Below are 14,748 nucleotides of genomic sequence, written 5' to 3' on the forward strand. Positions count from 1 at the left end.
CTCTTAATTTTTTGCTGACTTTATGTTTGCGATACTACGTATCGTCTTCGTTTGCTTCGACCGAAGTCTAAGCTCCTTGCACATTTGGTTCGTTCATTCTTTATTCAGTTTTCAAAGGTCAATCGTGTATCACGTGTTACGTGATTGCTTATTTATATTATCACGGTCACTGCATCTTGTCAACAGTTTTTAAAATTAATTTTCAAACTGTCTGTCGGATGAATCAGCAACTTTCATATGATAACATCGTTTTATCTTGCTGTCAACAATGAATCTTATCTTGCCGTTGCCTTACAAAAGACAACTTCATAATACTATCATCATTTCAAACCTGTGTCAAACAGATTTCAGAATAAAACGCATCGGATTACCGAGGAACTAAACTTTACCACAAAAATGTAAGCCTTGTCAACAGCAGTGCATCAGCATTATTATGGCTCCATTATTTTATGGGAAACCCGAATTATTTTTCAAATATAGAGACGCCTATGCTAAAACAACGAAAGAAAATCAAAGAGGCAACCTCAAAATGCGAGGTTGCCTCACTTCATGCTTGTAGCACTAGTTCCTGTAATTTATCTACCAACACTGGAACCGCTGGTATTTAAAGGTAATGTTCGTTGACATGATCTTCGTTCATGTGAGTCTTACAAACTTCCGGACTTCTTTTCCACTGAATGAGGAACATGGCCACAATATGAAGTTGTATTACTGAAGATTCATCAAACATTTAAACGGGGCATCTCGCCACTCACATTTAAACACGAATCTTCTTTGAGATAACACTTTAAGTTTACTCGCCTAAAATGTTTCTCGATTCTGAACCTTTATCCATCCTATTACGGTTTTAACTTCACAGGTTAAATCAATTCTTCTTAGTTTTTCACGCTAATCTAAATCTTTTCTGCTGCTACGTTACTTTTTTCATTCAATTTGTCATGTTGAATCTTTTCTAGATTTTTCGGGTCTATACTGGAAATCTCTACTCGATCATGAATGAAATTAAAACCATAAACTGCAAGAACTTCAATTGGTTCTATGTAAAGAATTCATTGTATATAACCCTTTCGGATTATATATCCTTCCTTCTTTACACTGTAATCATATCATGCAAACGCTTTCTTATCAAGTGGGAATTAACTATTTTTACAAATTATTTGATTTTTTTCAGGTAGTCATTGCAGTTTGCGAACGAATAGGGCCGCTTTCCAGCAGCCCCCAATTCGATCACAGCTATATCTTGACGACGACAGGTTCCTTCACGTGCACCCATTCATCATTTAAGTAAACAGCTAGCTCTGGCCCTTCTTTCACCGTGAGGGTCACTTCTTCCTTGAGCACTTGCACCTCAAGCAAGCTGCTACGGAAATTGATCTTGAAGTCATAACCTTGCCAATTTTTCGGAACGAATGGTTTGAAATGCAGGAAACCTTCTTTAACGCGCATTCCGGCAAAGCCTTGGACGATAGCCAACCAGGCACCGCTCATCGAAGTGATGTGGAGCCCGTCATCCGTGTCATTATTATAGTTGTCCAGATCCAACCTGGCGGTGCGCGCATACAATTCGACCGCTTTTTCTTCTTTGCCGAGTTCCGCAGCCAGGACAGCATGAACGGAGGGCGACAAAGAAGATTCGTGCACAGTCATCGGTTCATAGAAATCAAAATTGCGTCTCTTTTCTTCCATACTGTACTGGTCATTCAGGAAGTAGATGCTCTGTAGGACGTCAGACTGTTTGATGAACGGGGAGCGGAGTATCTTATCCCATGACCAGTGCTGATTCAAAGGTCTTTCGCTTGGATCCAACGTATCGGCAGGACGAAGGTCTTTATCAAGGAACGTGTCATGCTGGACGAAAACGCCAAGTTCCTCATCATACGGATAATACATCCGGGCAATGATATCTTTCCAGTGGTCCGTTTCCGTTTCCGTCAGACCATGCTCTGCCCACTTCTCGGGGGACACTTTATTGAGCGCGTCCAGCGTGTACTGCAGTGTCCACGTCGCCATATTATTGGTGTGGTAATTGTTATTGACGTTGTTCTCGTACTCGTTCGGACCCGTCACGCCATGGATCATGTATTTTTGGTTGCGTTTGGAAAAATGGACGCGATCCGCCCAGAAACGGGAAATGCCGACGAGGACATCGATTCCCGTTTCGACGAGATAGCTTTCATCCCCTGTGTAGTTCGTATAGTTAGAGATGGCATGCGCGATTGCCCCGTTACGGTGAATTTCTTCGAAAGTGATCTCCCATTCGTTGTGGCATTCGATTCCGTTGAAAGTCACCATCGGATACAAAGCGCCTTTGAGCCCCTGCTGGCGTGCGTTGTGAAAAGCACCCGGCAACTGCTGATGACGGTAGCGCAACAATTGGCGGGTCACTTTCGGATCGGCCACGGATAGGTACATCGGCACCATATATGCCTCCGTATCCCAATAGGTGGCACCGCCGTATTTCTCGCCCGTGAAGCCTTTCGGACCGATGTTCAATCGTTCGTCCTCACCGTAGTAGGTAGAAAAAAGTTGGAAAAGATTGAAGCGGAGCCCTTGCTGTGCTTCGTCGTCGCCCGTTATTTTCACGTCCGCTTTCGCCCATCTCGCTTCCCAAGCACGTTCATGAGCGTCCAGAAGCGTAGCGTACCCTTCCCCAGCAGCCTCAGTGACCATCTTTTTGGCGATGAACGCTTGCTCAGCATCCAGAATATCCCGGCTGGTGATGACAGCGACATACTTGTCCAAAACAACCTTTTCACCCTCGGAAACGAGTCCTGAAAAAGTTTCTTCTACTAAAAGGCCGCTTTCGTTGCTGCCAGTTTGTCCTAATCCTGAAATACGGTTGCTCATCGCTGCTGTGACCGTAAACTGATCGATCCCGAACGGATTCGGAATCGTTTTGACGCTCAGGCTGACTGGTGCATCCATCGTACGCCCCGCTTCTTCCCAGAACATTTCTTCATAATTCGCATCCTCATTCCTGACGTTTCCGTCCAGGCGCGGATGGAATTCCAGGTCAGCGGACCCTTTCAGCACTTCTGCCGTTACCCGCACAAGGCTAAGTTCCTTTTGGGAAATGCTGACAAAACGTTGGAAAGTGAATTTGATTTCCGCAGCACCACCTTCATTTTTCCAAATGAAGCTACGGTTCAAAACACCCAGGCGCATGTCCAATTCCATGTAAAAATCCGTGACAGGTTGCTTCGCCAAATCAAGCGGTTCGCCATCGATGAGGACACCAACCGCAATGAAGTTCATGGCATTGATGACTTTCCCAAAATATTCCGGGTAGCCGTTCTTCCACCAGCCCACACGCGTTTTGTCGGGATACCAGACACCTGCCAAGTAGGTACCTTCATGGGTGTCGCCTGAGTAGCCCTCCTCAAAATTCCCGCGCATCCCCATATACCCGTTGCCGATCGCGGTCAGGCTTTCCTGCAGCCGCTTATCTTCTTTATCCAATACAGCCGTCTTTATTTTCCATGGATCAATATCAAACAGTCTTTTCATGAACACGCCCTCTTTCCGAGATCAGATGCCGCTCCTTTTCGAAGCCCGCATAAGAATGGTTGTTTTGATGACTCTATTATCCCAATTCTGACCACTTCATTGCAAGCACAATCACGGTTAATGTTACTATATTTTACATTTGAGCCAAACCTTTTTCCTGAGCTCAGACTTTGGTCAGCAGCGCCTCGCCATAGCTCTTGAACAATATCGGCAAGCCTCGTGTCTCCAGCATGCCTTCCCGGACTTTGTACTCTTGGTCATCCAACAGATTCCGGTAAATTCCATCCGGAAAATCGACAGCAACTTTGGCCGCTTTCCCGTCCAGACAGAAAATACCCGTCAGCCTTTCATTCCCTAACCGGTAATATCCTATTACCGTCTCCGATCCATTGGCAGCTGTCAGATCATAACTCCCCTCTCGAACGGCCTCTTCCTTTTTGAAACGTTGCAGCCGCTGCAGCAAGGGCGTCAGGTCCTCCTCATAGATCCACGCAATCGGATCCTTTTCGAACAGATCCGGCAGATGTGCTGTCCCGGTCTCCTGTCCGCCATAAAGCAGCAAGGTCCCTTTCTGGAAATAGGTAAAAGCCGTCCAATTCCGCAAACTGCCGATGTCTTCGATTTTCGCGTGGATGCGTGGGTGATCATGGTTCTCCAAGAAACGCAGTTTGACGTAATTCACGGGATAAATGCCATCCTGAAACAGAAGGATTTCGAGATAGTTTTTTAGGCTGATTTCTCCCCAGAAGTACGCCTGCTGGAAGTCGTGCACATCATAGTCGTAGGTGATGTCGAAGGCTTCATATAATTCGCTGTCGGAATGGCCAATATTGCCGCGGTTCCGATTCATCCTCAGAAAACTCGGGTGGACCGACTCGGCCAACCAGACGACGCCTTCTTTGACTTCCGCGACTTCTTTTCTGGCCCGGATCCAAAATTCCAAAGGCACGAGACTCGCTACGTCGCATCGGAAACCGTCCACAAGCGACGCCCACTGCTTCAAGGTTTCAATTTGATAATCCCACAAGTCCGGATGAGTGTAGTCCAAGTCGACGATATCGTACCACTCGCCGACTTTATTGCCCATTTCGCCGTTCGGTCGACGATAAAACCACTCTGGATGCTGTTCGACAAGTCGTGAATCCGGCGACGTGTGGTTATACACAACATCAATCATCACTTTCATGCCTAAATCATGGATCGCGGAAACAAGTGCTTTGAACTCGTCCATCGCCCCGTACGCAGGATTGACAGCGCGGTAGTCTTTGATGGCGTAGGGACTGCCTTCTACTCCTTTGCGCTTCGTTTCGCCGATAGGATGGATCGGCATGAACCAGATGGTGTCCGCTCCTAGCCCCTTTATTCGTTGCAGATCCGGCAGGAGTGCTGCAAAAGTCCCTTCAGGTGTATGGTTCCGCACATATATACAATAGATGATTTCATTCCGTAAGTTCAATAGTGTATCCTTTGCCATAATGATTCCCCTTAACTATTGTAATCAATCTGGAAAACAGCGGCCCCGAAAGGCGCTAGGTACAAGGTTTCCCCTTCCATTCTATTCCCTTCATTCTGCAACAGAATCTGGCGATAACCGTGCTGTTCCAACGGGTGAAGCACAAATTCGCGCGGTTGGTCCGTGACATTACAGATGACCAAACCGACTTTTTTGTCCATCACGCGCTCATAGACAAAGAAGTCATCATGCGTTCCCCAGAGATGGTATTCCCCTTCTACGAACAGATCTGTTTTCTTCAGATCCAATACTTTTCGGTAAAAATGCAGGATACTGTCGAAGTCAGCTTCTTCCGCCGCTACGTTGTATTCCAGTTCGACGTTGACGCCGCTCCACGGAGCAACCGTCGAAAAACCAGCAAAAGCCGACTGATCCCATTGCATCGCACCGCGGCTGGCATCTTTGGAACTTTCCCGCAGATTGTAGAGAACAGCCTCTTCACTGTACCCCAACGCGAGAGCATCCTTATAGAACGTTTGCGCTTCCGGTGAGCGGAACTTTTTGATGTCATTCAGATAAAGGTTCTTCATTCCAAGCTCCTCCCCGTTCAGGATGAATGGAATGCCCTTCTGAAGATACATCAGAGCCGCGAGCATTTTAGCACTGTTATCACGGTAAAGAGTATCATCCCCGACCCTAGAAACAACCCGGGCCATATCGTGGTTGTTCCAATAAAGGGTCGGACCGCCGACATCCGCCATGACTTTCTGCCACTCCTGCAGATTTTTCTTGAAGGCGCCGTAAAGCAGCTTCGTCTTCTGCATATTTGAGGAAAGACGCGGGTCTTTGGACTTTTCATCCATCGTGAAATAACGGAAAGTGATGACTGTGTCACAGCCGCCAGCAATGGGATCCGTATAGGAACGCGCCAGCTCGACGGTAGCGGAGGCCGCTTCACCTACGATGAAAGTATCCGGATAGCGTTCCCTCAAAGTCGAGGTGAAGAATTTCATGTATTCATTGATTTTTGGCAGATTGGCATAATAGTTTTCAGCCAGTCCGATTTCTCCTTCATCCAGCCCTTCCACGTCCGGAAAACCTACTTCCTTTTGCAGATGGATGAAAGCATCCAAACGGAAACCGTCCACGCCCTTGTCGAGCCAGAAAAAGGCGATGTCGACCATCGCGCGCCGCACTTCCGGATTATCCCAATTCAGATCAGGCATTTCCTTCGCAAACAGATGGAAATAATATTGATCACCGGAGGGTTCCTTTTCCCAGACCGTTCCGGTGAAAAACGATTCCCAGTTATTAGGCAAATCCTGCCCGCCATTTTTGCCGTCCGCCCAGATGTAATAGTCGCGGTACGGATTGCCTTTTCCTTTTAAGGCTTCTTGGAACCACGGATGCTGTTCCGAAGTATGGTTCATCACAAAATCAAAGATGACTTTGATGCCGCGTTTATGCGCCTCCAGGATCAACTCTTCAACTTCAGCCATCGTCCCAAAAATCGGATCGATTTCCAAAAAATCGGAAATATCATACCCATTATCGACTTTCGGCGATTGGAATATCGGATTCAGCCAAATCATATTGACGCCCAAGTTTTTTATATAATCCAACCGGTTAATGACGCCGCGGATGTCGCCGACACCATCCCCGTTGGAATCCTGAAAACTCATCGGATACACTTGATACACAATCAATTCATGCCACCACTCACGCACATTACCCATATCAAAAACCTCACTTTTCCAATAAAAAATAGCGATAATAATATCTACCCTAAGCTTACCGAAAGCCCAGAATAAATACAAATTTAGGGTGTGATGATTCACGGTTAGATACCCATGCATTGGAGCGCTTCATCATTTTCTGTACGATTCCCCCATTTCCTTGGTATAATGATGAAGTTACAGCAATCAAACTAACTTACTCATCATCCAAAAGGAGTCCTCACTTATGAAAAAAACAATCGGATTCATTGGCAGCGGGAACATGGGCGGAGCCATCATCGGTGGGCTCGTCAGTTCTGCGCTTGTTGCACCAAACCAAGTCATCGTATCCAGCCAAAATAACGAAAGCCTGCAAGCGTTGAAGGAACAACATGGCATCCGTATCGCAGCCGACAACAGCCAAGTGGCAGCCGAATCGGATATCCTCTTCTTGGCCGTCAAACCGAATATCTACAATATCGTCATCGACGAAATCAAAACTTCCATCAAAGAAAATGTCGTAATCGTTACGATTGCAGCCGGAAAAAGCTTAAGTGACATCGAAGAGCGCTTCGGCCGCAAAGTGAAAGTTGTCCGTGCCATGCCGAACACGCCTGCCTTGGTCGGTGAAGGTATGACTGGCATCTGCGCCAACGAAGTAGTGAACGTCGCAGAGCTGACGGACGTCAAAAATATTTTCGATAGCTTCGGCCGCAGCGAAATGGTTGCGGAATACATGATGGATGCAGTTACAGGCGTCAGCGGTTCATCTCCGGCCTTGGTCTTCATGTTCATTGAATCTTTGGCCGATGGTGCCGTCCGCGGTGGCATGCCTCGCCAACAAGCCTACAAATTTGCAGCACAGGCAGTACTTGGTTCTGCAAAAATGGTGTTGGAAACCGGCAAACACCCAGGCGAACTTAAGGATATGGTCTGCTCCCCGGGCGGAACGACAATCGAAGCCGTTGCAGAATTGGAAAAAAATGGATTCCGATCAGCTGTCATTTCGGCAGTCCAGACAGCCATCGACAAATCCATCGCTATGAGCAAACCGAAAGAGAACTGAATCTAACCAAAACGAACCTCCTGAGCTGTTGCATGCGCTCAGGAGGTTCGTTTTGGTTATAAAAAAGCTCTACCCCACAATCGCGGAGTAAGAGCTCTTAGCTATAAAATTGTTAATGATGGTGGTGATGGCCGGCAGCTTCGGCTCCGTCATCGATGTCTTCTTTTTGAACTCCTTTTTCCTGACACTCAGGACAGATGCCGTAGACTTCCATGCGGTGATGGCTGACTTGGAAACCGGTCAAATTCTCGGCGACCATCTCCACATCATCCAATACCGGATAATAAAGATCGACGATTTTTCCGCAACTTTCGCAGATGGCGTGATAATGCTGCGTATTGCTGAAGTCAAAACGGCTCGAAGCATCTCCATAAGCCAGTTCCTTCACGAAACCAATTTTTACAAAAAGTCTCAAATTGTTGTAAACAGTAGCTGCGCTCATGTTCGGAAAGCGGTCGGCCAATGCTTTGTAGATATCATCCGCTGTCGGATGCATCTTGGACTCGACCAAATATTCCAAAATCGCGTAACGTTGTGGTGTGATTCGGATATTTGCATTTTTCATTTTTTCGATTGAATCATTTACGACTGTGCGGTTCATGGTGTATCCCCCCTCTTCTGGAATCACTTGTATATGATAGTCATTATAATTTACATTTAGCTGAATTCATCATATATCGATTTGCCGAAAATAGCAATACATAAGCCCTTAACATTCGCAAAATAATACTTACTTTTTATTATCTCGCCGCAGATGATAGCGGATGCAAGGCAGCACTTGAATTAGGATACTTTCATCCAATCTTTACACCGGCTCCGGATTGGTATATTCTTAACTTGAATCAATCTGTTTAACAACATACACAAATTATTGACATGGAGCTGAAACTTATGAAACTTGGCGCCCGCACCTTTAAAACGGGTCTAGCCGTCGCATTATCAATGATCGTCGCCCAATTCTTTGGATTCGAAGGCGGAGGCGTCATCGCCGGCATCGCAGCCATCTATTCCACTCAGCCTTCACTTGGCCGTTCTTATGCAAATCTGAAAAACCGGATGATGGCCAACACGATCGGCGGTTTGGTCGCGGTCTTTGTCGTGATGACTTTGGGATATAACATCTATCTGCTCGGCATTTCGGTCATGCTGGTAATCGCCATCCTGAATGCACTCAAGCTCGAAGACGTGATTGGGCTGTCGATTGTTACATTGATTGTCATCATGGTCGGTACAGATGACAACTTGTTGTTAAGTGCAACCTATCGCGTATTGGAAACATTCGTTGGCGTAATCATTGCCTTTTTGGTCAATACATTCATTGCTCCTCCGCGATACGATGAACGCTTGTACCATACTGTGGACTATGCCACTACCGAGTTTCTGATTTGGATCCGTGCCGGATTGCGCAAGAACACCGAATATTCAATCATGAACAACGATCTGAAATGGGCACGCACCCAACTCAAAAAAATGGACAATCTTTATCAATACTTGACCGAAAGTGGTCTATTCAACAAACAAAACAAATATCAGAACAAAAAGATGCTGGTCGTCTACCGCAAAATGATCCATGCGACCCGTTCCGCTTTCCATGTCCTCGAAGTTCTGCATGATTACGAAAATGTTTTCTATCAGTTTCCTGTCGAAATGCGCATTATGATCCGCGAACGCTTGGAAACCTTGATGAGCGGCCATGAACAGATCATGCTGAAATTCAGCGGACGCGTTCGGGCTAATCAAGTCAATTTCTTTGAAGCCGATAAAGCCCAACGTCACGAAATGATGGACGTCTTTTTCCAGCGCGCCCAGGAAGAAAGTGACTTCGGCAAATACAGCAGTTCCGAAAGCTACGGCATCATCCATCTGATGAGTGCCATCTTGGCATACGAAGACGATCTGGTCCACTTCAACAAATTGGTCCGCAGCTACAAAGCAACGCCGGGCAATAAATCCAAGAACATAAAAAATATCGAAGATATCATCCACTGACCTGCCGGTTCAATTTGTTTAGGGACAGCAAAAAGAGGCACGCAGTCGACCAGAAACTACTCTGGTCGCTTGCGTGCCTCTTTTTATATATTCCGAAAATATTTTTTGAGGCTAGCTTTGGAAAGCCCATTTCTCAATAGCGTGGGCCACGCCATCTTCTTCGTTGGATAAGGTGATTTCATTGGCAATACTCTTCAGATTATCGGTTCCGTTGGACATCACAACACCCAGACCGGCAACTTGGATCATTTCGTAATCGTTCTCGCCGTCGCCCAGCGCCATCACTTCTTCCATCGCTATCCCCAGATGATCCGCCAATTTCGTCAACGCGGTTCCTTTGTTCGAGTTCTTCTCCATCACTTCCACAAGGAAATCCTGGCTGCGGACGATATAAAAGTCATCACGCATCTTGTCGGGAATGGCTGATTCGATGACATCCACTTCGTTCGGTTCGCCGATGTAAAGAATCTTCATCAAGCCCATCTCTTCGCTTACCGATTTAGGATCCAATACACTGATGTCCATGTTGACTAGGGTGGCATCTTTTTGCATTTCTTCCATCACTTCATCTTCCAAGCTGTAGAGCTTATCTTCACAGACCAACATCGTACCGGCAGAAAAACCTTTTCCGAATTCGTAAATTTCCTGCACTTCAGCACGCGTCAGTGTCTTTTTGTAGACCGTTTCGTCCGTGTCCGCCCGAAGAATATAGGCGCCATTCTGCGCGATGATGAAGTCCTCATGCTCTCCGAATCCCAGTTCATCCGCGTAAGGCTTAATTCCCGCAGGCGGTCGACCGGTGCAGAGAACGATTTTAATGCCGCGGCGCATTGCCTCTTGGATCGTCTCTTTCACTTTTTGCGTCATTACTTTCTGTTCATTGACCAACGTGCCGTCAATATCGATTGCTATCATTTTTATCATTTGTATATCCCACCTCATCTTTATCGTGCAACATCCTACTTTGTACATTGTACCAAAAAATACTTCAGGATGTGACAATCTTGCATCAGTCCGAATGAGAAATGCCGCAAAGAACGGCAATAAAGCTATCGCCTGGGTCCGCTAACTCCGGCGGCCCAGTCCTTGGCAGGAACTCACCGCGGATTCGTTTGTTCTTCTCCTGCCAGCACCCGGCGGCCGGAGTTAGGCGCGGATTCGACCGCTGCCCTCCGGCCAAACCTCTTTTGGCCGGAGGACAGCTCCGGATCGTTCTTTCATACCAAAAAACGGTCGCCTCAAGTGAGACGACCGCCCGGACTACCATCATTTATTCTTCACAAGCACCGTAACGGAAAGATATTCCACCTTGATGCGGGATAGCCCTTCAACCATCCTCGGTTCATCCAAGTTCGTTTTTCCATCCTCGATCAACACTCTGTAGTCCCCAGCTTCGACATCAAAATCGATTGCGTTTGTCTGACCATTGAAGATGACATAGTATAATTTTTCCGCATCTTCGAGCTGGTAGACAACGATCTGATAATCTGCTTTGAGGATATTCATATGCCCCTTGACTTCATCGATGGTCCGCAACCGGAATAACGGCTCCCGTTTGCGCAATGCAATCAAGCCTTTCATGTAATCCACAGCCTGTTTCATCTCAAAACGGCGGTGCCAATCCATCCGGTTAATCGAATCCGGAGCATTGTAGCTGTTCTCCAGACCGTTCTTTGTGCGCATGAACTCTTGCCCGGCATGGATGAACGGAATACCTTGGCTCAACAACACGAAGCTGCTTGCCAAAAGGTGACGCCGCACACGTGAATCTTCCTCATCCCACGGCATCGAAATCTTCAGTTTGTCATAAAGCGTCAGATTGTCGTGCGCCTCCACATATTGCACCATCTGAGCAGGAGTCTTGTAGTTGCCTCGGCTAGCGGGGTAATACGCGCCACCCTGCAGATTGGTTGCTACCCAACCTTCCATGAACGGTTTACCGGTGACAAAACCGGTATCGTTCCCGCTGTTGAAGTCGGAACCTTTGATTGCTTCACGCAACGCATCATTGAAATGAGCCACGCCGGGCATGCGGTCCGCATTCTGTTGGACAGCCTTTTCGGATGGAGGCAGATTGGTGTTCAGATTCCACCCCTCACCAAGCATAATAATGGAAGGATCGATTTCATCCAATGCGACACGGATTTCGTTCATCGTTTCGATATCGTGGATTCCCATCAAATCAAAGCGGAATCCGTCCATGTGAAAGTTCTTCGCCCAATACGTGATGCTGTCGATAATGTATTTGCGCATCATATAACGCTCCGAAGCAGTGTCATTACCGACACCTGTCCCGTTGGAGAGCGTTCCATCAGCATTTTTCCGGAAATAATAACCAGGTACAGTATTCTCCAAAGCATGCAGTTTCGGTAAATAAACATGATTGTAAACGACATCCATGATGACGCGAATCCCAGCATCATGCAACCCTTGGATCATTTCCTTCATCTCAAGGATGCGCACTTCCGGTTGATAAGGATTAGTCGCGTAGGAACCTTCCGGAACATTGAAGTTCTGCGGATCATAGCCCCAGTTGTATTGTTCCAACGGTTTCAGCTCGTTGACTGTGGAAAAATCTGCCATCGGCAAAAACTGGACATGGGTCACACCCAGCTCCTTCAGGTAATCCAGCCCTGTCTTGTCTCCATCCACGGAGTAAGTCCCTTCCTCGACAACTCCCAAGAATTTGCCTTTGTTTGTAACCCCGCTTGTTGGGGAAATCGTGAAGTCACGAATATGTAATTCATAAATAATGGCGTCGACTGGTGAAGCGATCGGCTCCAATCGGGCTCCCCATCTTTTCGGATTTGTGTTGGCTGCATCCAAAATGACCGAGCGTTCTCCGTTTGCTGTGGTCGCGTAACTATAAGGGTCAACCGTCTCGACGACTTTGCCATCAGGAAAAGTAATCACATATCTATAAGCAGTGCCCGCATAGTCCCCAATCATAATAAGTTCGTGAGTTCCTCTTCCGCCCTTCCCCATCGTGTGTCTTTTTTTCTCTTTGCGATACAGACTTTCATAAACAACAACTTCTACGCTGAGCGCAGTAGGAGCCCATAGCCGAAGAATAGTCCGCTGCGGTGTATAGCTTGCTCCCAATTCTCCATCAAATGAATACTTTTTATCAAAAACAGGCGACTGCACAAATTGCTCTAGTCGATCATCTAAATTATCCAAGTTATCTTGATAATAAGTAGTCGATAGAACGTCAGTCCGTTTCCGTTCATCAACTTGTATGTACATGACATTACCTCCAAAAAATCTCTTTGCTGATGAAATTGCGTTTATGCGGATGGCTATCGTGCGGCGGTCTCCAAATTTTCCTGCATATTTGTGAAATACATAGCTTCGGACCTACACAGAACCCCTTTTATAAAAACGCTTACATCTTTTGTTTACGCCATAATTATACATCACAACCTCAACAATATCAATCTTTCAAAGGTATTCTTAATAAGTTAAAACAATTGCGTTTTTGTGTAGTGATGCAGGGTTCAGATTGTGAATCCCCGATTATAAAGGTTTGACTTTCTCATATTTTTATGAAGTGGAAAATGAAAAAAAGCAGACAAAAAGCCCGCATTTACCGGACAATACGGCTAATGCAGACTATGTATTTATGTTTCGATATGTGAGAATTTGATGAAAACCTATCAATCATACATCATTGCCATAAAAGCTTTTATGAAGCTGAATCCTCGGTTATACTTTGCACTGGCGTTTCTGAAGTCGATGATGAGGTATCCACGCTCGGAACGGGTTCTTCGATAACTGGAGCTACATACGGTGGAGCCACATATGTCGGGGCCACATATGTTGGAGCTTCATAAACTGACTCTTCTTCCACCGATTCTTCGCTGTCGGCCTCTTCGCTGTCGATTACAGTCTCTTCCGGAACGGCTAAAGTTGTAGCAAGCGGGGTTCTTGCTGGTTTCTCACCCTCTACATACAACCCAGTTGTCGTATCGACCATTTTTGTCCGTAGGCTATTCCTAAACATTTCGCTAAACAGTTGCTGTCCGGCTTCATTCAATTCCACCCCGGCCGCATCCATGAAGTTGGCCAGCGATTCGCTGCGATTCGCCACCTCAGCAAGGAAATCCGAATGAATATCGTATAAAGGAACCGTGAAAGTAGCGTTTTCCTCGACCAGATTATTGGTATACTGCTGATAGTCCAAAGTCCGTGAATTCCAAGCTGATATTTTCGCTTCTGCAGGTGGCGGGGTCATCAACACAATCAATGCATCAGGCAGAGCAGCTCTGATTTCATCGTAGACAGTGTAGATGTACAGTGTTGACTCATTTAAACTGATATCAACCACTTGATCTGTTTTTGTGGGTACCATGTAAAAAATCACATCAGGATTACTTTCTACCAATTCTTGAGCATATTGGCTGCTCAGAAAGACCGAACTGCTGTCAGATGGGTGACTAAAGAATGATGTCGTTAGATTTCCAAGCGGAAAATCGGCTTGGATATCCGCAATTGCTAACTTCGCCCAAGCTGCATCCGATGCGACATCCCCAAAAAAAGCAACATTGACTGCATTTTTATGATGATGAACATATTGAAGATAATCGACGACCGATGCAGTGGTTCTGTTCTCGGAAAAAGCGGCCAAGAACTGCGCATAAGCCTCTGATGTGTCGCTCTCTACAACCACTGATTCTTGCGACGATGTCACTTGAAACACAGACTCTGTTCGCTTTTGTCCTTCACTCAACAAAGCTTCTTTTTTCCCGGCTGCATATTTATATCCAAATAGAACAATAGCTATCGTAAGGATGCCCATGAGGGAAACGATTATTATTTCCTTTTTCTTCATTCTGACGCCTCCAAATTTTTTAAATAATTATAATATTGACTCTTTATTCCAGACTATAACAATCATAATATAACGATTGCATTATTGCACGGAATTTTTTTGACGTAAATATATTTTCGATAAAAAACCAGCCGATCTATAAGCTCGACTGGTTTTTTATAATTTGGATTCATCACGAGTTTTGCTG

The 14,748-nt window shown here is 46.1% G+C and carries 9 protein-coding genes; 2 read left to right on the forward strand and 7 right to left on the reverse strand.

The features are described from left to right. Positions 1 to 1,233: 1,233 nt before the first annotated feature. The 3 genes from WBM30_RS07110 to WBM30_RS07120 all read right to left on the reverse strand — a co-directional run bounded on the left by WBM30_RS07110 (position 1,234) and on the right by WBM30_RS07120 (position 6,696). Positions 1,234 to 3,507 carry a glycoside hydrolase family 65 protein gene (locus WBM30_RS07110; protein ID WP_424900040.1) on the reverse strand — a complete coding sequence of 758 codons (2,274 nt, stop codon included), beginning with the start codon at positions 3,505 to 3,507 and terminating at the stop codon, positions 1,234 to 1,236. 163 nt (positions 3,508 to 3,670) lie between these two features. Then, positions 3,671 to 4,981, reverse strand: coding sequence for an alpha-amylase family glycosyl hydrolase (locus WBM30_RS07115; protein WP_424900041.1), 1,311 nt, complete (start codon positions 4,979 to 4,981; stop codon positions 3,671 to 3,673). Between the two features lie 11 nt (positions 4,982 to 4,992). Next, positions 4,993 to 6,696, reverse strand: a complete 1,704-nt coding sequence (locus WBM30_RS07120; RefSeq protein ID WP_424900042.1) for an alpha-glucosidase — start codon at positions 6,694 to 6,696, stop codon at positions 4,993 to 4,995. A gap of 226 nt (positions 6,697 to 6,922) precedes the next feature. On the opposite strand from WBM30_RS07120, the gene proC reads away from it, so the two are divergent. After that, the gene (proC, locus tag WBM30_RS07125; protein WP_424900043.1) at positions 6,923 to 7,741 is read left to right on the forward strand and encodes a pyrroline-5-carboxylate reductase; all 819 of its coding nucleotides are present in this window, start codon (positions 6,923 to 6,925) and stop codon (positions 7,739 to 7,741) included. Between the two features lie 112 nt (positions 7,742 to 7,853). Here the strand turns inward: proC and perR are convergent, their stop codons facing one another. Beyond that, positions 7,854 to 8,342, reverse strand: a complete 489-nt coding sequence (gene perR / locus WBM30_RS07130; RefSeq protein WP_086985969.1) for a peroxide-responsive transcriptional repressor PerR — start codon at positions 8,340 to 8,342, stop codon at positions 7,854 to 7,856. 290 nt (positions 8,343 to 8,632) lie between these two features. On the opposite strand from perR, the gene WBM30_RS07135 reads away from it, so the two are divergent. Further along, on the forward strand, positions 8,633 to 9,730 hold the full coding sequence (locus tag WBM30_RS07135) for an FUSC family protein (protein ID WP_424900044.1): 1,098 nt from the start codon (positions 8,633 to 8,635) through the stop codon (positions 9,728 to 9,730). A 111-nt stretch (positions 9,731 to 9,841) separates the two neighbouring features. On the opposite strand, the gene WBM30_RS07140 is transcribed toward WBM30_RS07135, so the two are convergent. From WBM30_RS07140 to WBM30_RS07150, 3 genes are all read right to left on the reverse strand, one after another. Next, a complete protein-coding gene (locus tag WBM30_RS07140) occupies positions 9,842 to 10,654 on the reverse strand; it encodes a Cof-type HAD-IIB family hydrolase (protein WP_424900045.1) in 813 nt (270 codons plus the stop codon). Between the two features lie 342 nt (positions 10,655 to 10,996). Beyond that, complete coding sequence (pulA, locus tag WBM30_RS07145; protein WP_424900046.1) at positions 10,997 to 12,976, reverse strand: type I pullulanase; 1,980 nt, start codon at positions 12,974 to 12,976, stop codon at positions 10,997 to 10,999. Between the two features lie 439 nt (positions 12,977 to 13,415). After that, positions 13,416 to 14,561, reverse strand: a complete 1,146-nt coding sequence (locus WBM30_RS07150; RefSeq protein ID WP_424900047.1) for an SGNH/GDSL hydrolase family protein — start codon at positions 14,559 to 14,561, stop codon at positions 13,416 to 13,418. Positions 14,562 to 14,748 lie beyond the last annotated feature (187 nt).

Origin of the sequence: Trichococcus sp. (assembly GCF_049684335.1) — a bacterium.
GTDB lineage: Bacteria > Bacillota > Bacilli > Lactobacillales > Aerococcaceae > Trichococcus.

Bases quoted from the DNA above. Each gene is read 5' to 3' on its own strand.
- WBM30_RS07110 (WP_424900040.1), bottom strand. From the start codon at position 3,507: ATGAAAAGACTGTTTGATATTGATCCATGGAAAATAAAGACGGCTGTA.
- WBM30_RS07115 (WP_424900041.1), bottom strand. From the start codon at position 4,981: ATGGCAAAGGATACACTATTGAACTTACGGAATGAAATCATCTATTGT.
- WBM30_RS07120 (WP_424900042.1), bottom strand. From the start codon at position 6,696: ATGGGTAATGTGCGTGAGTGGTGGCATGAATTGATTGTGTATCAAGTG.
- proC (WP_424900043.1), top strand. From the start codon at position 6,923: ATGAAAAAAACAATCGGATTCATTGGCAGCGGGAACATGGGCGGAGCC.
- perR (WP_086985969.1), bottom strand. From the start codon at position 8,342: ATGAACCGCACAGTCGTAAATGATTCAATCGAAAAAATGAAAAATGCA.
- WBM30_RS07135 (WP_424900044.1), top strand. From the start codon at position 8,633: ATGAAACTTGGCGCCCGCACCTTTAAAACGGGTCTAGCCGTCGCATTA.
- WBM30_RS07140 (WP_424900045.1), bottom strand. From the start codon at position 10,654: ATGATAAAAATGATAGCAATCGATATTGACGGCACGTTGGTCAATGAA.
- pulA (WP_424900046.1), bottom strand. From the start codon at position 12,976: ATGTACATACAAGTTGATGAACGGAAACGGACTGACGTTCTATCGACT.
- WBM30_RS07150 (WP_424900047.1), bottom strand. From the start codon at position 14,561: ATGAAGAAAAAGGAAATAATAATCGTTTCCCTCATGGGCATCCTTACG.